General features: G+C 62.8%; 21 protein-coding genes and 1 tRNA gene. 9 read left to right on the forward strand and 13 right to left on the reverse strand.

Annotation, left to right across the window (positions count from 1 at the left end; all coding sequences use genetic code 11):
- Positions 1 to 34 precede the first annotated feature (34 nt).
- The 11 genes from trpA to aroA form a co-directional block, all read right to left on the reverse strand.
- Entirely contained in the window at positions 35 to 871 is an 837-nt protein-coding gene (gene trpA, locus ACFE72_RS12225; protein ID WP_375413359.1) for a tryptophan synthase subunit alpha, read from the reverse strand.
- Positions 868 to 2,127 carry a tryptophan synthase subunit beta gene (gene trpB / locus ACFE72_RS12230; protein ID WP_375413360.1) on the reverse strand — a complete coding sequence of 420 codons (1,260 nt, stop codon included), beginning with the start codon at positions 2,125 to 2,127 and terminating at the stop codon, positions 868 to 870. The genes trpA and trpB overlap by 4 nt, the downstream gene beginning before the upstream one ends.
- Before the next feature lie 2 nt (positions 2,128 to 2,129).
- Positions 2,130 to 2,867 carry a phosphoribosylanthranilate isomerase gene (locus ACFE72_RS12235; RefSeq protein WP_375413361.1) on the reverse strand — a complete coding sequence of 246 codons (738 nt, stop codon included), beginning with the start codon at positions 2,865 to 2,867 and terminating at the stop codon, positions 2,130 to 2,132.
- A gap of 63 nt (positions 2,868 to 2,930) precedes the next feature.
- Positions 2,931 to 3,320, reverse strand: a complete 390-nt coding sequence (locus tag ACFE72_RS12240) for a lipopolysaccharide assembly LapA domain-containing protein (protein ID WP_375413362.1) — start codon at positions 3,318 to 3,320, stop codon at positions 2,931 to 2,933.
- A 125-nt stretch (positions 3,321 to 3,445) separates the two neighbouring features.
- Entirely contained in the window at positions 3,446 to 3,751 is a 306-nt protein-coding gene (locus tag ACFE72_RS12245) for an integration host factor subunit beta (protein WP_375413363.1), read from the reverse strand.
- Between the two features lie 171 nt (positions 3,752 to 3,922).
- The gene (gene sppA / locus ACFE72_RS12250; RefSeq protein WP_375413364.1) at positions 3,923 to 4,903 is read right to left on the reverse strand and encodes a signal peptide peptidase SppA; all 981 of its coding nucleotides are present in this window, start codon (positions 4,901 to 4,903) and stop codon (positions 3,923 to 3,925) included.
- A gap of 543 nt (positions 4,904 to 5,446) precedes the next feature.
- Positions 5,447 to 7,150: a 30S ribosomal protein S1 gene (gene rpsA / locus ACFE72_RS12255; protein WP_375413365.1), complete on the reverse strand. Its 1,704-nt coding sequence runs from the start codon at positions 7,148 to 7,150 to the stop codon at positions 5,447 to 5,449.
- A 215-nt stretch (positions 7,151 to 7,365) separates the two neighbouring features.
- Positions 7,366 to 8,004 carry a (d)CMP kinase gene (cmk, locus tag ACFE72_RS12260; protein ID WP_375413366.1) on the reverse strand — a complete coding sequence of 213 codons (639 nt, stop codon included), beginning with the start codon at positions 8,002 to 8,004 and terminating at the stop codon, positions 7,366 to 7,368.
- Positions 8,001 to 8,417 carry a hypothetical protein gene (locus ACFE72_RS12265; RefSeq protein WP_375413367.1) on the reverse strand — a complete coding sequence of 139 codons (417 nt, stop codon included), beginning with the start codon at positions 8,415 to 8,417 and terminating at the stop codon, positions 8,001 to 8,003. The genes cmk and ACFE72_RS12265 overlap by 4 nt, the downstream gene beginning before the upstream one ends.
- Positions 8,418 to 8,446: 29 nt before the next feature.
- Complete coding sequence (locus ACFE72_RS12270) at positions 8,447 to 8,815, reverse strand: hypothetical protein (RefSeq protein WP_375413368.1); 369 nt, start codon at positions 8,813 to 8,815, stop codon at positions 8,447 to 8,449.
- Between the two features lie 10 nt (positions 8,816 to 8,825).
- The gene (gene aroA, locus ACFE72_RS12275; protein ID WP_375413369.1) at positions 8,826 to 10,172 is read right to left on the reverse strand and encodes a 3-phosphoshikimate 1-carboxyvinyltransferase; all 1,347 of its coding nucleotides are present in this window, start codon (positions 10,170 to 10,172) and stop codon (positions 8,826 to 8,828) included.
- A 145-nt stretch (positions 10,173 to 10,317) separates the two neighbouring features.
- Here aroA and ACFE72_RS12280 point away from each other — a divergent pair, with 145 nt between their 5' ends.
- From ACFE72_RS12280 to ACFE72_RS12320, 9 genes are all read left to right on the forward strand, one after another.
- Positions 10,318 to 10,743 carry a TIGR02300 family protein gene (locus ACFE72_RS12280; protein ID WP_375413370.1) on the forward strand — a complete coding sequence of 142 codons (426 nt, stop codon included), beginning with the start codon at positions 10,318 to 10,320 and terminating at the stop codon, positions 10,741 to 10,743.
- Positions 10,744 to 10,803: 60 nt separating this feature from the next.
- A tRNA-Ala gene (locus ACFE72_RS12285) sits at positions 10,804 to 10,879 on the forward strand.
- A gap of 309 nt (positions 10,880 to 11,188) precedes the next feature.
- Positions 11,189 to 12,394, forward strand: coding sequence for a CaiB/BaiF CoA transferase family protein (locus ACFE72_RS12290; RefSeq protein ID WP_375413371.1), 1,206 nt, complete (start codon positions 11,189 to 11,191; stop codon positions 12,392 to 12,394).
- A gap of 445 nt (positions 12,395 to 12,839) precedes the next feature.
- Positions 12,840 to 14,147 (forward strand): sn-glycerol-3-phosphate ABC transporter substrate-binding protein UgpB, encoded by a 1,308-nt coding sequence (gene ugpB, locus ACFE72_RS12295; RefSeq protein WP_375413372.1) that lies wholly within the window; start codon positions 12,840 to 12,842, stop codon positions 14,145 to 14,147.
- A 71-nt stretch (positions 14,148 to 14,218) separates the two neighbouring features.
- Positions 14,219 to 15,100: a sn-glycerol-3-phosphate ABC transporter permease UgpA gene (gene ugpA, locus ACFE72_RS12300; RefSeq protein WP_375413373.1), complete on the forward strand. Its 882-nt coding sequence runs from the start codon at positions 14,219 to 14,221 to the stop codon at positions 15,098 to 15,100.
- Entirely contained in the window at positions 15,100 to 15,948 is an 849-nt protein-coding gene (ugpE, locus tag ACFE72_RS12305; RefSeq protein ID WP_375413374.1) for a sn-glycerol-3-phosphate ABC transporter permease UgpE, read from the forward strand. Before ugpA ends, ugpE begins: the two co-directional genes overlap by 1 nt.
- A gap of 6 nt (positions 15,949 to 15,954) precedes the next feature.
- Positions 15,955 to 17,034 (forward strand): sn-glycerol-3-phosphate import ATP-binding protein UgpC, encoded by a 1,080-nt coding sequence (locus ACFE72_RS12310; protein WP_375413375.1) that lies wholly within the window; start codon positions 15,955 to 15,957, stop codon positions 17,032 to 17,034.
- 260 nt (positions 17,035 to 17,294) lie between these two features.
- Positions 17,295 to 17,720: an Hsp20 family protein gene (locus ACFE72_RS12315; protein ID WP_375413376.1), complete on the forward strand. Its 426-nt coding sequence runs from the start codon at positions 17,295 to 17,297 to the stop codon at positions 17,718 to 17,720.
- Between the two features lie 50 nt (positions 17,721 to 17,770).
- A complete protein-coding gene (locus ACFE72_RS12320) occupies positions 17,771 to 18,037 on the forward strand; it encodes a DUF1150 family protein (RefSeq protein WP_375413377.1) in 267 nt (88 codons plus the stop codon).
- 162 nt (positions 18,038 to 18,199) lie between these two features.
- On the opposite strand, the gene ptsN is transcribed toward ACFE72_RS12320, so the two are convergent.
- Together ptsN and hpf are read right to left on the reverse strand one after the other, a co-directional pair.
- Entirely contained in the window at positions 18,200 to 18,661 is a 462-nt protein-coding gene (ptsN, locus tag ACFE72_RS12325) for a PTS IIA-like nitrogen regulatory protein PtsN (RefSeq protein WP_375413378.1), read from the reverse strand.
- A 198-nt stretch (positions 18,662 to 18,859) separates the two neighbouring features.
- Positions 18,860 to 19,471: a ribosome hibernation-promoting factor, HPF/YfiA family gene (gene hpf / locus ACFE72_RS12330; protein ID WP_375413379.1), complete on the reverse strand. Its 612-nt coding sequence runs from the start codon at positions 19,469 to 19,471 to the stop codon at positions 18,860 to 18,862.
- Positions 19,472 to 19,526 lie beyond the last annotated feature (55 nt).

Below are 19,526 nucleotides of genomic sequence, written 5' to 3' on the forward strand. Positions count from 1 at the left end.
CAACCCGCTGCTCGCTATGGCCGGCAATTGTGGCTTATTGCGCAGCCTGTCCGGCCCCGCGCACGCCCTGCGCCAGCGCCGCCACGAGGTCAGCCACGGCGGCAATGGTCTTGGGCGTTGCCCGCCCCTCGGCATCCAGGCTGCGTTGCAGGACATCGACCAGCGCCGTGCCGACCACCGCGCCGTCGGCACATCCCGCAATGGCCCGGGCCTGATCCGGCGTTCGAATACCGAACCCGACGCATACCGGCAGGACGGTGTGCCGCTTGATGCGCGCGACCGCGGCCGCCACGCTGGCGATGTCCGCGGCGGCGGTCCCGGTAATGCCCGTAATCGAGACGTAGTAGACGAAGCCCGAGGTATTCGCCAGCACCGCCGGCAGCCGCTTGTCGTCGGTGGTCGGGGTCGCGAGGCGAATGAAATTCAGGCCCGCTTTCAATGCGGGAATGCAGAGTTCGCCGTCCTCCTCCGCCGGCATATCGACAAGAATCAGCCCATCGACGCCGGCCCCCTTCGCATCGGTCAGGAATCTCTCGACGCCGTGGATGTAGATCGGATTGTAGTAGCCCATCAGGATGACCGGCGTCGTATCGTCATCGACGCGAAAATCGCGCACCAGCGCCAGCGTCTTCCTCAGCGTCATGCCGGCCTTCAGCGCGCGCAGGCCGCTGGCCTGAATCGCAGGTCCGTCCGCCATCGGATCGGTAAAGGGCATCCCGATTTCTATGATGTCGGCGCCGGCCTTGGGCAGCGCCCGGATGATGGCGAGCGAGGTTTCGACGTCGGGATCGCCGGCCATCAAAAAGGTAACGAAAGCGGCGCGGCCCTGGCGCTTCAGTTCGGCGAAACGGGTGTCGATGCGGGTGGTCATGATTTCCTGCCCCGCAGGATCTCCGCCACCTGCGGAATATCCTTGTCGCCGCGGCCGGAGAGATTGACCACCATGAGATGGTCGCGGGAGCGCTTCGGCGCCAAATCCATCACCTTGGCGATGGCGTGCGCCGGTTCCAGCGCCGGAATGATGCCTTCCAGGCGCGACAGCAATTGAAACCCGGCAAGCGCCTCTTCGTCAGTCGCGTTGAGATAGGTGACACGGCCGGTTTCGTGCAGCCATGAATGCTCCGGCCCGATGCCCGGATAGTCGAGCCCGGCCGAGATGGAATGCGCGTCCTGGATCTGGCCGTCATCGTCCATCAGGAGATAGGTGCGGTTGCCGTGCAGAACCCCCGGCCGGCCGCCGGCGATCGATGCCGCATGCAACTGCGTGAGCCCATGGCCGGCAGCCTCGACGCCAAAAATCTCCACATTCGGATCGTCCAGGAACGGATGAAACAGCCCCATCGCGTTGGAGCCGCCGCCGATGCACGCAATGAGCGAATCCGGCAGGCGGCCTTCGGCCTCCTGCATCTGCGTGCGGGTCTCATTGCCGATGATCGATTGGAAATCGCGTACCATCGCAGGATATGGATGCGGCCCTGCGACGGTGCCGATGCAGTAATACGTATTGTGGACGTTGGTGACCCAGTCACGCAGCGCTTCGTTCATCGCGTCCTTCAAGGTTCGCGTGCCGGACTGCACCGGCACCACCCTGGCGCCGAGCATTTCCATCCGAAACACATTCGGCGCCTGACGCGCTACATCGACGGCGCCCATATAGACGATACATTCGAGCCCGAACCGCGCGCACAATGTCGCGGTGGCGACGCCGTGCTGTCCGGCGCCGGTTTCGGCAATGATGCGCTTCTTGCCCATCCGCCGCGCGACCATAATCTGGCCGAGCACATTGTTGACCTTGTGCGAACCCGTGTGGTTGAGCTCCTCGCGCTTGAAATAGATTTTAGCGCCGCCAGCGCGGCCGGAGGCCGCGGAAACTTCTCGAAGATGTTCAGTGAGGCGCTCGGCAAAATAAAGCGGCGACGGTCGGCCGACATAGTCCCTCAGATGGCCGTTCATTTCCGCCTGGAATGACGGGTCGGCCTTGGCGACGGCGTAAGCCTTTTCCAGGTCGAGGATCAGCGGCATCAGCGTTTCCGCGACAAAGCGGCCGCCGAACATGCCGAAATGCCCGGCCTCATCGGGACCGCCGCGGAACGAGTTGGGCAGGGAATTAAGCAAGGCTGTGTTCATCGCTACCTTTCGTCATGGCCTGGCTTGTCCCGGCCACCCAGGTCTTGCTTGCTGCCATTTCCACAGTGGGCACCCGGGACAAGCCCGGGCAGGACGCCGTCGACTAAGCGCGCGGCGCGAATGAAAGCGCGGATCATGTCGGGATCCTTGATGCCCGGCGCGCTTTCCACGCCGGAGGATACATCGACCCCGCCGGCGCGCGCGACGCGCACGGCTTCCGCGACATTGGCGGCATGGAGGCCGCCGGAAACCATGAACGGTACCCCGAGATCGAGATTTTCCAGCACATGCCAGTCGAACACCGCGCCGAGGCCGCCGGGGCGCGTCGCTTCTTTCGGAGCACGGGCGTCGAACAGGATGTGGTCGGCGACCGCCGCATAACCCGGCAGCGCCGCAAGGTCGGCGGAGGTTTCGACGGCAAGCACCTTCATCACCTTCAGTCCGGATTTCTGCTTGATGTCGCGCACCCGCGCCACGGATTCCCGGCCATGCAGTTGCAACAGGTCCGGCTGCAGCACCTCGACGATATTTGCGAGCGTTGCATCATCGGCGTCGACCGATAATGCGACCTTCACGGCGCGGCCCTTCGCCTGCTTGCCGAGTTCGCGGGCCATTTCCAGGCCGAGATGCCGGGGCGACGGGGGAAAGAACACAAAACCCACCATGTCCGCACCGGCCTGCAACGCGATGTCGAGCGTCTCGCGTGTCGACAGGCCGCAAATTTTGACGATCAGGGGCATGGCTCTGGGCACGGGTTGAGACAGGCAGCTACGAGGGGCAGGAAATCAGCGATGGGGCGGGTTCTACAACGTCGCGCCACGCTTGTCTCGCCCGCCGGCCACGTACCTTGCATCCTGCGAAGGCAGCGCCAGAAAGCGCTGCGGATCGCGCGGCGACGCCGTGGCGCGCAGGTCCGCCAGTTGCGCCCGCGCCTGCCGTGCATCGGCTTCAAACTGCCGCGCGGCCCGCCGCCAGTGACGCTGCCGGAGCCAGGTTGCGGCACCGCCAGCCACCACGCCCAGAATCGCCGCAACGATAATGACAATGAACAGCGGCATCCGGATGCCGGCCGACGGTTCGATGGAATTGAACGGATCGAACGACACCGTGACCAGATGCCGGTTGGCGACCGCAAAGACGATGAAGAGCAGGCCGAGCGGAATCACGATCAGGACTGTGAAAAACTTTCGCATGGACCTCTCTCGCGGTAAGCGACCGTGACGCGTATTCCGCAAAGCGGGTACCATTTGGCTCCGCAATCAAGTTTATGCGGATTGCGTAAACTTATCTGCGGCAGAATACGCGTTTTCAAAAATGCTCACGCGCCCGCGTCGGGAGCCCCGGGCTCGCGATTCAGCCGCTCGCGCATTTCCTTGCCGGTCTTGAAAAACGGCACGCTCTTCTGATCGACCGGCACATGGGCGCCGGTACGCGGATTGCGGCCCGCGCGCGCCGGGCGATGCTTCACCGAGAATGCGCCGAAACCGCGCAGTTCGACGCGGTCACCACGCGCGAGCGCTGCAACGATTTCATCGAGGATCGCATTCACAATGTTCTCCACATCCCGCTGATAAAGGTGCGGGTTGTGCTCGGCGATGCGTTGAACGAGTTCGGATTTGATCATCGGTGACGTGACCCGTGCCGTGGGGACATCCATTTCCGTGAAAATGCCTTGAACTGTCAAGACGCTAAATGAAACTACGGGGTTGCGAAAACACGTGACAAAACGGCCGGATCGGGGGGTGCGACAAGGCCCGCATTGCGGGAGAATGCGACGGAAAGGGACTTACAGGGTTTAGTTCGACGCTCCCGGACGCCATAGCGCCAGCATGCCGCCGGCGCCGAGCTGTTCGATCGCTTGCGCGACGTCGGCCTGCTCGATCTGCCGCGCCATCGCGCTCAAACCGAGCGCATCCAGCGTGATCGAGGCGGCAGTCCGCAGAAACGTCAGATCGCTGAACCGCGGCGTCAACTTGAAGTCCCGTACCGGCAGATCGCTTTTGACATTCCTGTTCGCGACCAGCCACGCGATCGCGGTCTTCTCGTCGCCGAGTTGGTCGATCAGCTTGAGATCGACCGCCTGGCGTCCGGTGAAGACGCGCCCGTCGGCGACTTTTTCCAACAATGCATCGTCCATGCCGCGGCGCTCTTTCACGAGCCCGCGAAACCACGCATAGGTATCCTTCACCAGCGCATCGAGCGCGGCACGTGCGGCCTCGCTGGTCGGCTCAAAACCGTTCGGCGCCGCTTTCAGGGGCGACGACTTCACCTCCTCGACCTTGACGCCGACGGTTTTCATCAATTCGGTGAAATTCGGAAACTGAAACAGCACGCCGATCGAACCGACCAGCGAGGTCTGCTGGGCGACAATGTGATCGGCCGCGATTGCCGTGATGTAGCCGCCCGACGCGGCCAGCCCGTCGACCACCACCACCAGCGGCTTCTTCGCCTTCAGGCGAACAAGCGCGTCGTAAAGCTGCTCGGAGCCGGCGGTGGTGCCGCCGGGCGAGTTGATGTGCACGACCACCGCCGCGGCCGGTGATTTTTCAAGCCGCCCCAGCGCCTCGACGCGTTCGGTATCGCTGCGGATCAGGCCCTCGATGTTGACGCGCGCGATCGAGCCGGACACCGCGAGCGCCTGACGGCCCGCCGGCGTCGCCAGCACTCCCACCGTCAAGATCGCCGCAATCGCCACCGCCACCGCGGCGACGCGCCAGAACGTCAGCTTGCGGCGCATCCTGCGGCGGTCGACGATCACATCGGAATCAAGCGGCATCGAAGTTCTCCTGAGCTGCCCCGCGTTTTGCATCCGCAGCGTAGCCATCGGGTTATCTGATTACATCAATTGCGATGCAATATGAAGAAAACAAGGCCCTACCTGGATGTGGTTTCGCCAGGGTGGATCATGCTGAAGGCTCGGCGTGCCTCTCCCGGCGTCATGGCCGGGCTTGACCCTACTGGATGCACACATCGCCGTCATGCGCGGCAAAGCCAGGCATGACAGCGCGGTCTACGTCATGCCCGGCATAAGGCCGGGCAGCGCGTTCTACGTCATGGCCGGGCTTGTCCCGGCCATCCACGTCTTGCTCCACATCAGAAAGAAAGACGTGGATGCCCGGCACAAGGCCGGGCATGACGGCGAGATGTGTGCATCCAGTAGGGCTTGACCCGGCCATCCATCCCCTTCGAAAGGACTATTCCGAAGATGGATGGATACGCGGGTCAAGCCCGCGCATGACGCAAAATGAGTTTCTCCGTTACAAAAACAAAAAGGGCTCCGGTCGAAACCGAAGCCCCATATTTGTGACCACGCCGGCCCTTACTTCTCCGCGCGTCCCTTGAGCGCGGTGCCGAGGATGTCGCCCAGCGTCGCGCCGGAATCCGAGGACCCGTACTGCGCGATGGCTTCCTTCTCTTCGGCGACTTCGAGCGCCTTGATCGACACCTGCACCTTGCGGGCCTTCTTGTCGAACTGGATCACGCGCGCATCGACCTTCTCGCCCACCGCGAAACGCTCGGCGCGCTGATCCGAGCGCTCGCGCGCCAGTTCGGACCGCTTGATAAAGGTGGTGAAGTCGGTGCCGGAGATCTGAACCTCGATGCCGCTTTCCTTCACCTCGAGCACCTCGCAGGTCACGACGGCGCCCTTCTTGACGTCGCCCGGCTCTGCGAACGGATCGCCTTCGAGCTGCTTGACGCCAAGCGAGATGCGCTCCTTTTCGACATCGACATCGAGCACGATGGCCTTGACCATGTCGCCCTTCTTGAAGTTGTCGATCACCTGCTCGCCGGGAAGCTTCCAGTCGAGGTCGGACAGATGCACCATGCCGTCGACGTCGCCGTCGAGCCCGAGGAACAGGCCGAATTCGGTCTTGTTCTTGACCTCGCCCTCGACGGTGGAGCCGACCGGGAATTTTTCGATGAACACTTCCCACGGATTGCGCATGGTCTGCTTCAGACCGAGCGAAATCCGGCGCTTGACGGAATCGACTTCGAGCACCTGCACTTCGACTTCCTGCGAAGTCGAGACGATCTTGCCGGGGTGCATGTTCTTCTTGGTCCACGACATTTCGGAGACGTGGATCAGGCCCTCGATGCCGGGCTCCAGTTCAACGAACGCGCCGTAGTCGGTGATGTTGGTGACGCGGCCGGTGAAACGCGCATTGAGCGGGTACTTCGCCTCGATGCCCTGCCACGGATCGTCCAGCAGCTGCTTCATGCCGAGCGAGATGCGGTGGGTTTCGTGGTTGATCTTGATGATCTTCACCTTCACGGTCTGGCCGATGGTCAAAACCTCTGTCGGGTGATTGACCCGGCGCCAGGCGATATCGGTCACATGCAGCAGGCCGTCGATGCCGCCGAGGTCGACGAACGCCCCGTAATCGGTGATGTTCTTGACCACGCCGTCGATCACCTGGCCCTCTTCGAGGTTCTGCACCAGTTCCTGGCGCTGCTCGGCGCGGGTCTCTTCCAGCACGGTGCGGCGCGACACCACGATGTTGCCGCGGCGGCGATCCATCTTGAGGATCTGGAACGGCTGCGAATTGTTCATCAGGGGTGCGACATCGCGGATCGGGCGAATGTCCACCTGCGAGCGCGGCAGGAAGGCGACCGCGCCGTCCAGATCGACAGTAAAACCGCCCTTGACCTGGTTGAAGATGACGCCGTGAACCTTCTCGTTGTTGTTGAAGGCCTTTTCCAGCTTGCCCCAGCTTTCCTCGCGGCGCGCCTTGTCGCGCGACAGCACGGCTTCGCCGAGCGCATTTTCGATGCGGTCGAGAAACACCTCGACCTCGTCGCCGACCTTGAGGTCGGCCTCGCGGCCGGGGCCGTTGAATTCGCGAAGCGCCACCCGGCCTTCGGTCTTGAGGCCGACGTCGATCACGGCCATGTCTTTTTCGATCGCGACAACGATGCCCTTGATGACGGAGCTTTCCTGCAGATTTCCGCCGGCGAAGGATTCATCGAGCATCGCGGCAAAATCGTCGCGCGAGGGACTATAGGAAGAAGCAGTCGAAGCCATGTGTTCTCCAGATGCGGGTGTCGCCGGCCATTCGGGTTAAAGGGCGCATCGCTCCGTGAAGCGTCGGGGTCCGCAAGTCCCGACAACCGCCTCGCAAAAAATTCACGAGAGCGGGCCGGCAGCATGCCTGCACGATCGATACGTTGATTTTGTCCGGGGTCAGAGCTTTCGAACTCAAGACCGGGAGCGGGCTTTCCTCCAATGACGGCAGGGCGTCAAACCCTAAGCCGGCCCGCTCGGACGGCCTCGACAATGTCGATGGCGGCCCGGACGCCGCCTTCTATATCCAACTGCGAGTTATCGAGCAAGTATGCATCTTTTGCCGGCTTTAAAGGCGCAACGGCCCTGTTCTGGTCGCGTTCGTCGCGTTTGAGGATATCCGCCAGCACCAACGCCTCGTCGGCATCCTCGCCCCGCGCCCGGGCTTCCAGGGTGCGGCGGCGGGCTCGGACCTTGGGATCGGCGACGACGAAGATTTTCACGTCGGCATCGGGGCAGATCACGGTTCCGATGTCGCGGCCGTCAAGTACGGCTCCAGGCGGATCGGCCGCGAACTGCCGCTGAAAATTCAGTAAAACCTCCCGTACTTTCGGGATCGCGGAGACCACCGAGGCGGCCTCGCCCACGGCCTGGGTCTTCAGGGCCGGATCGCCGAACTTTTCGGGATCAAGTTCCAGCGCCGCGGAGACCGCAAGCATCTCATCGGTCAGATCGGCTCCGGCATCCAGCAGCGCCTTGGCGACCGCGCGGTAGATCACGCCGGTATCGAGGTGGCGATAACGGTAGTGCCGGGCGAGCCGCTTGCCCAGCGTGCCCTTGCCGGAGGCGGCCGGTCCGTCGATGGCGATGATCATGTCGGCGCGCGTCCCGCACGGTTGAGAGGACCACGCGCGCGGCGCAACGGCCGTTCCTCGGTGAATATGTTTGGCGAGGCGAATTCGGCAGGGCTTGAGAAGGTGAGATATTCGCGCATCGCGGCATTCTCAAATGCCGTGGTATGCCATGCATGGTCAGGATACCGCGACGGCCTGAAAGCCCATGCCGGGACGCGCGGCAGGGCATATTCATGCGACAGATATTCGGCGACCGCGCCGATCAGCGCGTCCTGGCGTGCGCCGATCAATAACGGCTCGTCGCGCAGCATTTCGATGCGGCTGGCGGCGTCCGGAGCGGTGTGGAATGCATCGAGAAATTCGAACAGCGCTTTTTCCAGCGGTTCGCCCCGCTCAATTCTCGTCGTCGCTTCCGCGAGGGTATTTGGGCGCATCGGTGGCTGGTCCTGGGATAACAGGCGTTTTAGCACAAAATGCTGCTTGTCGGCAGACCCACGGCCTCGGTCCGGCGGGGGAAGTTGCCGAACGGCAGATGATCGCGCTGCAGTTCGGCCAATGGACTGAGATGAAATGTCACCGCGTCATTGAGCCAATCCGCGTTCCAGTTCTTTTCGCGCGCGATCGCCGCGACAACGCGGCTTAGCCACGCCGGCCACCTGTCGCCGATTTCGGCGATATCGACGGCTCCCGTCGCGAAACGGAAATTGCTTGCCAGCATCAGCGCCGAGCCACCATAGACCGCGATCTGCAACTTCGTGCCGGCATCGATCGCGGCGTAGCCGATGCGGTCGAATGCATCAAGCAGCGCGTCGCGGTCGAAGGCTGGGCTCATCGGGACTGCCTCACGAAAACTCCGCCCCGAGCGCGCGCATCATCGGGATAAAGGTCGGAAAACTGGTGGCGATGAAGGCGGTGTCGTCAACCTTCACCGGCTTGTCGGAGCCAAGCCCCATCACCAGCGCCGACATCGCGATGCGATGGTCCATGTGGGTGGCGACGAGGCCGCCGCCGGGCACCTGTCCCCGGCCCTCGACGATCATGTCGTCGCCCGCAATCTCCACCTTGACGCCGTTGACGCGCAGCATTGCCGCGGTCGCCTCGAGCCGGTCCGATTCCTTGACCCGCAGTTCCTGCAGGCCGCGCATGACGGTAGTGCCCTCGGCAAAGCCGGCGGCTACCGCCAGCACGAGATATTCGTCGATCATCGACGGCGCGCGCTCCGCCGGCACCTCGACGCCGCGCAGTCTTGAGGCGCGCACGCGCAATTGCGCCATCGGCTCGCCGGCGTCGCCGCGCACCTCGCTCTGCTCGATCGAGGCACCCATCTCGCGCAGCGTGGTGAACAGCCCGGTGCGCAGCGGGTTGGTCATCACGTCCGTCAGCACGATCTCGGAGCCCCCGACGATCAACGCCGCCACGATCGGGAACGCGGCCGATGACGGATCGGCCGGCACCGCGACGTCGGCGCCGTGCAATTCCGGTTGTCCGGTCAGCGCAATCCTGCGGCCATGGCTGCCGTCGCGCTTGGATGCGATCTCGGCGCCGAAATGCTGCAGCATCAGTTCGGTGTGGTCGCGGCTGGCCTCGGTCTCGATCACCGTGGTGATACCCGGCGCCGACAGTCCCGCCAGCAGTACCGCGGACTTGATCTGCGCCGACGCCACCGGGGTACGATAGAGGATCGGCAGCGGATCGCGCGCGCCTTGCAGCGACAGCGGCAGCCGGCCGCCCTCCTTGGCGCCGGCGACCCGCGCGCCCATCAGTTCCAGCGGATCGAGCACGCGCCGCATCGGCCTGGAACGCAGCGATGCATCGCCGTCGAAGGTGGCCGCGATCGGACAGCCGGCCACCGCGCCCATCACCAGCCGGCAGCCGGTGCCGGAATTGCCGAAATCGAGCGGCGCGTCCGGCTGGGCAAAACCGGCTACACCGACGCCGCGGACCGACCAGACAGCAGCGCCGTTTGCACCTCGGCGCTCGACCCGCGCGCCCAGCGCCTGCATCGCCCGGGCGGTATTGAGCACGTCTTCGCCCTCGAGCAGTCCGGTGATCCGGGTTTCGCCGACCGCCAGTGCGCCCAGGATCAGGGCGCGGTGTGATATCGACTTGTCACCGGGAACGCGGACGGTTCCGGTCAAGGCGCCGCCGGCTCGGGCTTCCAGCGGAGTCGAGGAGTGAAAATGGGTCAAGATTGTGTCCTCTGCGCGCGCCGCACGTAACACATGGGCCACGCCCCGTCACGCGGCCGTCCATCATCGCAAAGCGCTATTGACAGGGGCAGCGCAACTAGCCAAGTGAAGCACCGTTTTTCGAAAAATTCCCAGGATCCCCCACGTGGCCAAATCCGATCTCGGAACCAAACGTATTTGCCCGACGACTGGCAAGAAATTCTATGATCTCAACAAGAACCCGGTAATCTCACCCTATACAGGCGAGGTGGTGCCGATTGCGCCGATTGCGCCTCCGCGGACCCGCGCCGACGCGGCCGCCCGCGCCAGCGCCGCCGCCGCCGCATCTGCCGCCGAGGCTACCCCGGAGCCCGCCGAGGCCGAAGAGTTGGTGCCGCTGGAGGAAGCCGATGCCGAGGAGAATAGCGGCAAGGTCAAGGCCGTCGTTCCGGAGTCCGAGGACGACATCGAGATCGACGAAACCATTGAAGACGACGATGACGACGATTCCACCTTCATCGCCGACGAGGAAGAAAGCGACGAGGACGTGACCGACATCATCGGTGACGTCGGGGGTGACGAGGAGACTTGAGATCAGCCCTGAACTGTGTTCAAGGTTGCCGCCCGCGCCGTTTGAAGCGCGGGCTAATTCGGGGCCATAGCTCAGCTGGTAGAGCGCTTGCATGGCATGCAAGAGGTCAGCGGTTCGACCCCGCTTGGCTCCACCAGCCTTCGCTTGCTTGGCAAGCTACGGCTAGGCAAGCGCACGCTAGCCTCTCGTAGCCAGGCAAACGAAGGCTGCCTCGCCGCAGCCCGAAGGGCGTAGGCGGGGGACTGGCGAAACACAACGCCGGCGAAGTAATGCACGCCTCCAAATGCCGACCTTGGAGGCTGAGGACCCGTATCGCCAAAGCGGGCTTTCGCGTTGAGGGATATTTAGATATTTGACGTCGGCATCGGACCGCGCATTTGCGAAGAAGCGTCTCTGATGTTTTATGTCTTCATGTCGTGTTCACAACGTCCAGAGCAGTCCGCCCATGCCCCCTAACCCCTCCCCCGGCGCAATGACCGGGCTGCGCGTCATCGATCTCACCCGGGTGCTCGGCGGGCCTTATTGCACGCAGATCCTCGCCGATCACGGCGCCGACGTGATCAAGGTCGAGCCGCCCGCCGGCGATGAGGTGCGCGATTGGGGCCCGCCATTCCACGATGAGGATGCGGCCTACTTCGTCGGCATCAACCGCAACAAGCGCTCGATCGGGCTCGATCTCGCCATGGAGGGCGGCCGCGCCGTCCTGCTCAGGATGCTGCAGGGCGCCGACGTCCTGATCGAGAATTTCAAGCCCGGCACGCTGGAAAAATGGGGCATCGGCAACGAGAGCTTGCGTGAAAAATATCCGAAGCTGGTGCATTGCCGGATTTCTGGCTTCGGCGGCGACGGGCCGCGCGGCGGCAATCCCGGCTATGACGCCATCATCCAGGCCATGACCGGCATGATCGCCGCGACCGGTTCGCCGCAGAGCGGGCCGATGCGCATCGGGGTGCCGCTGGTCGATATCACCACCGGGCTTTACGCCGCGATCGGCATCCTGATGGCACTGGCGGAGCGGCAAAAATCCGGCCTTGGACAGTTCCTCGAAACCACGCTGTATGAAACCGGCCTTGCCATCATGCATCCGCACGCGGCGAATTATTTCATGCACGGCAAGCCGCCGAGCCTCACCGGCAACGAGCATCCCAATCTCGTTCCTTACGCGATCTTTCCGACCCGAACCGACGACATCTTCATCGGGGTCGGCAACGACGGCACCTTCCGCAAGCTGGCGCGCGAAATCGGCAAGCCGGAACTGGGCGCCGATCCGCGCTTTGCGCGCAACAAGGACCGCATCGCCAACCGCGACGCGTTGCGTGACGAACTCGCGGCCGTGTTCAGCCAGCACGAGGCCGAACCTCTGTGCAACCGGCTGCTCGCTGCAGGTCTTCCAGCCGGTCCGGTGCAATCGATCGACCAGGCGCTGACCGCTCCCCACACCGCGTACCGTGGCGATGTCGTCGAGAAGGATTGGTACAAGGGCGTGGCCTCGCCGATCCGTCTTTCGCGCAGCAAGGCGTCCTTGCGCAGCGTGCCGCCGAAATTCAGCCAGCATGCCACCGCCGTGCTGACGGAATTCGGCTATTCGACCGGCGAGATCGACGCCCTGGTCGAAAAGGGCGTGGTTTGCGGGCCGGAACGGAAGCGCTAGCTCAGCATCGTCCCGGACGCGGCGCGGCATTCTTGATGCCGCACCGCAGAGCCGGGACCGTGCAATCGACCTGTCATGGCCGGGCTCGACTCTACTGGATTCCCGCATCTCGTCATAGGCGGGCTTGACCCGCGTATCCATCCATCTTCGAAAGAGTCGTTTCGAAGGGGATGGATTGCCGGGTCAAGCCCGGCAATGACGGCGAGATGTGGGCATCCAGCAGGGCTTGACCCGGCCCTCCATCTTCGTCGAAACAGTCTTGCGAGGATGATGGATGCGCGGAGTCAAGCCCGCGCATGACGAATGTCCCGCCCCCGCCTATTTTCCCGCTTCCCCTAGGCTCCGCTTTCCCCCTAACATCCTTTCGCTTATACGGTCATTTGCACGTCATCCGGCGCTGATATCGCGCGAAACGAAGATGACGATCCAACCGGGAGGGATTTGAATGGCACTTCGACATTTCGGCGCCGCTGCGGCAATCATTGTTGCGCTCGCTTCGCCTGCCCATGCCGTCACCGAGATTCAATGGTGGCACGCGATGACCGGCGGCAATAACGACATCGTCAACAAGCTTGCTGAAGAATTCAACGCCAGTCAGCCGGACTACAAGGTCGTCCCGTCCTTCAAAGGCAGCTATCCCGACACGATGAACGCCGGTATCGCCGCGTTCCGCGCCGGCAACGCGCCCCATATCATTCAGGTGTTCGAGGTCGGCACCGCGACCATGATGAGCGCCACCGGCGCGGTCAAGCCGGTTTATCAGTTGATGAAGGACGCCGGCGAGCCGTTCGATCCGAAGGCATACCTGCCGGCCATCACCGGCTACTACTCGACTTCGAAAGGCGACATGCTGTCGTTTCCCTTCAACTCGTCGTCGATGGTGATGTGGATCAACAAGGATGAATTGAAGAAGGCCGGCGTCGCCGACATTCCAAAAACCTGGCCGGAAGTGTTCGATGCGGCAAAAAAATTGAAGGCGGCGGGTCACGCGACATGCGGCTTCTCCAATGCCTGGGCGACCTGGGCGCATATCGAGCAGTTTTCCGCGTGGCACAACGTGCCGATCGGCACCAAGGCCAACGGCCTCGACGGCTTCGACACCGAGCTGAAGTTCAATTCGCCGCTGCAGGTCAAACATCTGCAGAACCTGATCGATCTGCAGAAGGACAAGACCTACGACTATTCGGGCCGCGGCAATGCCAGCGAAGGACGCTTCGGCTCCGGCGAGTGTGCAATCTTCCTGACCTCGTCAGGTTATTATTCGAGCGCGAAGGGCACCGCCAAATTCGATTTCACATCGGCGCCCATGCCTTATTATCCTGACGTCACCGGCGCGCCGCAGAACTCGATCATCGGCGGGGCATCGCTATGGGTGATGGGGGGCAAGAAGCCCGACGAATACAAGGGCGTCGCGAAATTCTTCGCTTTCCTGTCCGACACCAACCGTCAGGCCAGGCTGCATCAGGAGTCCGGCTACCTGCCGATCACCAAGGCGGCCTATGAAAAGACCAAGGCCGACGGTTTCTACGAAAAGAATCCGATCCTGCAGACGCCGCTGAAAGAACTGACCAACCAGGAGCCGACCGAGAATTCGCGCGGCCTGCGCTTCGGCAACATGGTGCAGATGCGCGACATCTGGGCCGAGGAGATGGAGGCAGCGCTTGCCGGCCAGAAAACAGCGCAGCAAGCGCTTGATGCGGCGGTTACTCGCGGCAACGCCATGCTGCGTACATTTGAAAAGACCGCAAAGTAAGCCATCCGCAAAACTCCCTTTCCCGGTTCGGGAGGGGGAGTTCACCTAACACAGGCACCTTGACGCACTGAATGGAAAAGTCCGCGGTCTTCAACAACAAGCTGCTTCCATATCTGCTGCTGGTGCCGCAGCTCATCATTACATTCGTGTTCTTCTACTGGCCGGCCAGCCAGGCGGTCTGGCAATCGTTCCTGCGCGAGGATGCGTTCGGCCTGTCGTCCGAATTCATCGGCCTGGAGAATTACCAGTCGCTGTTCGCGCAGCCCGAATATTACAAGGCCATGCTGACGACGGCGGTGTTTTCATCCTTGGTTGCGGTGCTGTCGCTCGGCATCGCGCTGCTGTTTGCCACCCAGGCCGACAAGAACCTCAAGGCCGCCCCGGTCTACAAGACCTTCATGATCTGGCCCTATGCCGTCGCGCCCGCGGTTGCCGGCGTGCTTTGGATCTTCATGTTCCATCCGACGCTCGGCACGCTGGCCCGGCCGCTGCGGCTGATGGGCCTTGACTGGAATCCGCTGCTGAACGGCACCCACGCCATGATCCTGGTGGTGATGGCCGCGGTATGGAAGCAGATTTCCTACAACTTTCTGTTCTTCCTGGCCGGGCTGCAGTCGATTCCAAAAAGCGTCCTCGAAGCCGGCGCCATCGACGGCGCCGGCCCGCTGCGCCGGTTCTGGACCATCGTGTTTCCGCTGCTGTCCCCAACCACCTTCTTTCTGCTGGTCGTGAACGTCGTCTACGTTTTCTTCGATACGTTCGGCATTATCGATGCGGTAACCGCCGGGGGGCCGGCCGGCGCCACCACCACCATGGTCTACAAGGTCTATGCCGACGGCAGGCTCGGCGGCGATCTCGGCGGCTCGGCGGCGCAATCGGTGGTGCTGATGGTGATCGTCATCGCGCTCACGGCGATCCAGTTCCGCTATGTCGAGCGCAGGGTGCAGTACTGATGGTCGAGCACCGCCGCTGGAATGACATCATCGCCTACGCCATCCTCACCTTCGGCGTGTTCATCGTCGCATTTCCGGTCTACCTCGCATTGATCGCCTCCACCCACGACGCGGCCACCGTGGTCAGCGGCAACATGCCGTTATCGCCGGGCGGCCACATCCTGGAAAACTACACCCGGGCGATCTTCGTCGGCGGTTCGCGCACCAGCCGCGAACCGGTCGGCCACATGCTGGTCAATTCTTTCGTCTCCGCCATCGGCATCGCGGTCGGCAAGATCTTCATTTCGATTCTGTCGGCCTACGCGGTGGTGTATTTCCGCTTTCGGTTCCGCCAGACCGCATTCTGGATCATCTTCGTAACGTTGATGCTGCCGGTCGAAGTCCGCATCTATCCGACTTACAAGGTGGTGGCGGACCTGCACATGCTCGATACCTATGCCGGGCTGATCCTGCCCTTGATCGCATCCGCCACCGGCACGCTGCTGTTCCGGCAGTTCTTCATGACTATTCCCGATGAATTGCTGGAAGCCTCGAAGATCGACGGCGCAGGCCCGTTCCGGTTTTTCAAGGATACGCTGTTGCCGCTGTCGGTCACCACCATCGCCGCCCTGTTCGTGATCCAGTTCATCTATGGCTGGAACCAGTATCTGTGGCCGCTGCTGATCACCACGCAGGATTCGATGCAGACCATCGTCACCGGCATCAAGAAAATGCTGGCCACGACCGACGAGCTGGCGGAGTGGCAGCTTGCGATGGCTACCGCCATCCTGGCGATGCTGCCGCCGGTCGCGGTGGTGGTGTTCATGCAGCGCCTGTTCGTGCGAGGCCTCGTCGAGACGGAGAAATAAGACCCGATGGCTAACGTCACCCTCACCGACGTCCGCAAAACCTACGCCGGCGGCTTCGAGGCCATCAAGGGTATCAGCCTCGACGTCGGAGACGGCCAGTTCTGCGTGCTGGTCGGCCCCTCCGGCTGCGGCAAGTCCACGCTGCTGCGCATGATTGCGGGGCTGGAAACCACCACGTCGGGCCAGATCGACATCGGCAGACGTATCGTCAACGAGATCGAACCGGCCGAGCGCGACATCGCCATGGTGTTCCAGAACTACGCGCTCTATCCGCATATGAGCGTCTACAACAACATGGCCTATGGCCTGCGCAATCGCCGCTTGCCGGAAAACGAAATCGACACACGGGTCAACGAGGCCGCGAAAATTCTCGAACTCGGCGCCCTCTTGCAACGAAAGCCGCGGCAGCTTTCCGGCGGCCAGCGCCAGCGCGTCGCCATGGGTCGCGCCATCGTGCGGCAGCCGAAAGTGTTTCTGTTCGACGAGCCGCTGTCCAATCTCGACGCCAAGTTGCGCATCGCCATGCGCGTCGAAATTCGGAAATTGCAGCGCCGGCTGAAAACCACGGCGATCTACGTCACCCACGACCAGCTCGAGGCGATGACACTGGCCGACATCCTGGTGGTGATGAACGGCGGCCAAGTCGAGCAATCAGGCAATCCGCTCCAAATCTATCAAAAGCCGGCGACGACCTTCGTGGCTTCCTTCATCGGCGCACCGCCGATGAATCTGATGCCGCTGCGTGACGCGGGTGGTTTTCAGGCCGCAAGTGGCGACGGCATTCTCGGTGTCCGTCCGGAAGACCTGCTCATATCGGGAGATACGCCGGCAGGCGGTCTCGCGCTCGACCTTAGTGTGGAGGCGATCGAGCATGTCGGCGCCGAAACCTACGTCTATGGCATCCGTTCGTTGGCCGCCGACGCCCCGACGGTGAGCGCCAGACCGGGCGAACTGCCGCCGGGCGAGGTCATCATTCGCGTCCCCGGTACCGGCGCGCCGGGCATCGGCCAGCGTGTCCGCGCCACGGCCCCGCGCGACAAGCTGCATCTGTTCAGTGCTGACGGCCGCAGCCGGATCGGGCTGTAAGCTCCGGTTTCCGTCATTTCCGGACGCGCCCGCTTCAGCGCGGACCCGGAATCCAGACCCTTTGGCGCCTGATCTGGATTCCGGGGCGGCGCGAAGACGCGCGCCCCGGAATGACATTTCGGGATTCCAGCCGTTTTCCGAACCGCTTGAACCCCTTGCAGATCATGCCCATATTGCGGTTGACCGCCCGGCACACCGCCGGACGGCCAAAAATGGGGTGCCGCAAGGGCCCCTCAAAGTCGCTTCGAGAGGACTTTGTGATGTCTCGTGTTCCTTCGTTATCCAGCCCGTTCCTGTTGGGATTTGACGAAATCGAGCGTGCGCTTGATCGCGTCGTCAAGGGTGCCGACGGTTATCCTCCCTACAACATCGAGCGCTGCGACCGCCACAACGGCCAGCCCGAACGATTGCGGATCACGCTGGCGGTCGCCGGCTTCACCCGCGATCAACTCGATGTAACGATTGAGGAAAATCAGCTCGTCATCCGCGGCCGCCAGCAGGACGACAAAACCCGGCAATACATCCATCGCGGCATCGCCGCGCGCCACTTCCAGCGCACCTTTGTGCTGGCGGAGGGGATGCAGGTGCTGGGCGCGGACCTGAAAAACGGGCTGCTGTCGATCGATCTCGCCAGGCCGGAACCTGAAAAGGTCGTTAAGACAATCGCTATCAATGAGCACGAATAATGGAACGAGTAGCAGACTCGACCGCTTGGTCTACAGAAGGAGTCGAGACCATGACTGAGGTTAATATTGCGTTTGAAGGTAATGACGTCTCGCCCGAGGCGCTGGCGCTGCTCGGTGAAGGCCAGCTCGCCTATGTGAAACAGATCCGTTCCGAGGATGTGCCGGGGCTTTTCCCGCAGGCACCGCATCTTGCTCCGGGCCTGAAGCTGTTCGCGCTGCATACCGCGAGCGGCCAGCCGATCATGCTCACCGACAGCCGTGAAGCCGCGATCGCCAATGCCTGGAGCAACGAGCTGCAGGCCGTCAGCGTCCACTGAACGCGCGGCAAAGCCGCCGCCATTGAATGGGGCGGTGAAGTTGATATAGGCGGGCCGCTTCCGGTTAATCGGAGTCGGCCCGCGTATTTTTGGCGCATAAGCCCTTGCCTGCCATCGGCCTGGATGCCGGCTGGAAATAATCTCGAAGGATTGAGGCTACCTTTACGCCGCGCTCGCCGGCGGCAGCGCCAGCACCGAATAGATCGCCTGGGCATCGCGGGAAGCGCGCAGTTTCTTGGCGACGTCCTGGTCGCGCAACAGGCGCGCGATCCGCGCCAGCGCCTTGAGGTGATCGGCGCCCGCACCTTCCGGCGCCAGCAGCAGGAAAATCAGGTCGACCGGCTGGCCGTCCATCGCCTCGAAATCGATCGGACGCTCCAGCCGCGCGAACAGGCCGAACAGTCGTTCCAGTTTCGGCAGCTTGCCGTGCGGAATGGCGACGCCGTAGCCGACCGCCGTGGTCCCCAGCTTCTCGCGCTGCAACAATACCTCGAACACCGCGCGCTCATTCTGTCCGGTCAACGCCGACGCACGCGCCGCCAGCTCCTGCAGCGCCTGTTTCTTGCTGTTGACCTTCAACGCCGGGAGAATCGCCTCGGGCGCGACCAGATCGGTAATCGTCATGGGGCTTCCGAGGTGAAGTTTGGTGGTCCGGTTGTGAAATAGGCTAGCAGGAGGCGGCGTCAAGCGGGAAAGTTTTGGATCCGAACAGCGTCCATTCGTAACGCAAAACCAGTGCCAATTCCTTAAATTCCAGGCCGGCCCGGCAAGGCGGCGGACTTATAGGGACCGCCTTCGGGGGCGTCAATGCCGGTTCCTCCGTTAACCACCGGAGTTCACCACCGGCGGATCGATCCAGCCGACATTGCCGTCTGCGCGCCGGTAGATGATGTTCACGCGGCCGCTGCTGCCATGCTGGAATACGATTACGGCGGCGCCGGTCAAATCCAGCTCCATCACCGCCTCGCTCACCGACAGCCGTTTCAGCGAGGTGGTCGCTTCGGCGATGATGACTGCATTATAGCCGGTCACCTCGTCGTCGCCGTCCGGTACCGGGGCTTCAATGACATAGCTCGGCGCGTCCAGCGCCGGCATGTCCATTTCCGCGATCGCCGCCGCAGCCGCGTGCGTCTTCCGCGCGGAGCGGTCCTTGAGCCGGCTCTTGTAGCGCCGCAGCCGTTTTTCGATCATCGCCAGCGCCTGGTCGGCGCTGGCGTAAGCGTCGGCTGCATTGGCCTCGGCCTCGAGGGTAATCCCGGAATCCAGATGCAGCGCGCAATCGGTACGGAAGCCGAAACCGTCCTTGCTCAGCGTGATATGCCCGGAATAATTGCCGTCGAAATATTTGCGCAGGACTTCTTCGGTGCGTTCGCTGACCCGTCCCCGCAATGCGTCGCCAACGCTGATGCTTTTGCCCGAGACCCGTACGGTCATGTCATGCCTCGTTTCGTCCAGGGTTGAGGAAGCACTATCCAGATTGGCCGCCGCT

This window comes from uncultured Bradyrhizobium sp., from assembly GCF_964252615.1.
Classification (GTDB): Bacteria; Pseudomonadota; Alphaproteobacteria; order Rhizobiales; family Xanthobacteraceae; genus Bradyrhizobium.

Coding starts and splice junctions, on each gene's coding strand:
- trpA (WP_375413359.1), bottom strand. CDS start 871: ATGACCACCCGCATCGACACCCGTTTCGCCGAACTGAAGCGCCAGGGC.
- trpB (WP_375413360.1), bottom strand. CDS start 2,127: ATGAACACAGCCTTGCTTAATTCCCTGCCCAACTCGTTCCGCGGCGGT.
- ACFE72_RS12235 (WP_375413361.1), bottom strand. CDS start 2,867: ATGCCCCTGATCGTCAAAATTTGCGGCCTGTCGACACGCGAGACGCTC.
- ACFE72_RS12240 (WP_375413362.1), bottom strand. CDS start 3,320: ATGCGAAAGTTTTTCACAGTCCTGATCGTGATTCCGCTCGGCCTGCTC.
- ACFE72_RS12245 (WP_375413363.1), bottom strand. CDS start 3,751: ATGATCAAATCCGAACTCGTTCAACGCATCGCCGAGCACAACCCGCAC.
- sppA (WP_375413364.1), bottom strand. CDS start 4,903: ATGCCGCTTGATTCCGATGTGATCGTCGACCGCCGCAGGATGCGCCGC.
- rpsA (WP_375413365.1), bottom strand. CDS start 7,150: ATGGCTTCGACTGCTTCTTCCTATAGTCCCTCGCGCGACGATTTTGCC.
- cmk (WP_375413366.1), bottom strand. CDS start 8,004: ATGATCATCGCCATCGACGGACCGGCCGCCTCCGGCAAGGGCACGCTG.
- ACFE72_RS12265 (WP_375413367.1), bottom strand. CDS start 8,417: ATGCGCCCAAATACCCTCGCGGAAGCGACGACGAGAATTGAGCGGGGC.
- ACFE72_RS12270 (WP_375413368.1), bottom strand. CDS start 8,815: ATGAGCCCAGCCTTCGACCGCGACGCGCTGCTTGATGCATTCGACCGC.
- ACFE72_RS12290 (WP_375413371.1), top strand. CDS start 11,189: ATGCCCCCTAACCCCTCCCCCGGCGCAATGACCGGGCTGCGCGTCATC.
- ugpB (WP_375413372.1), top strand. CDS start 12,840: ATGGCACTTCGACATTTCGGCGCCGCTGCGGCAATCATTGTTGCGCTC.
- ugpA (WP_375413373.1), top strand. CDS start 14,219: ATGGAAAAGTCCGCGGTCTTCAACAACAAGCTGCTTCCATATCTGCTG.
- ugpE (WP_375413374.1), top strand. CDS start 15,100: ATGGTCGAGCACCGCCGCTGGAATGACATCATCGCCTACGCCATCCTC.
- ACFE72_RS12310 (WP_375413375.1), top strand. CDS start 15,955: ATGGCTAACGTCACCCTCACCGACGTCCGCAAAACCTACGCCGGCGGC.
- ACFE72_RS12315 (WP_375413376.1), top strand. CDS start 17,295: ATGTCTCGTGTTCCTTCGTTATCCAGCCCGTTCCTGTTGGGATTTGAC.
- ACFE72_RS12320 (WP_375413377.1), top strand. CDS start 17,771: ATGACTGAGGTTAATATTGCGTTTGAAGGTAATGACGTCTCGCCCGAG.
- ptsN (WP_375413378.1), bottom strand. CDS start 18,661: ATGACGATTACCGATCTGGTCGCGCCCGAGGCGATTCTCCCGGCGTTG.
- hpf (WP_375413379.1), bottom strand. CDS start 19,471: ATGACCGTACGGGTCTCGGGCAAAAGCATCAGCGTTGGCGACGCATTG.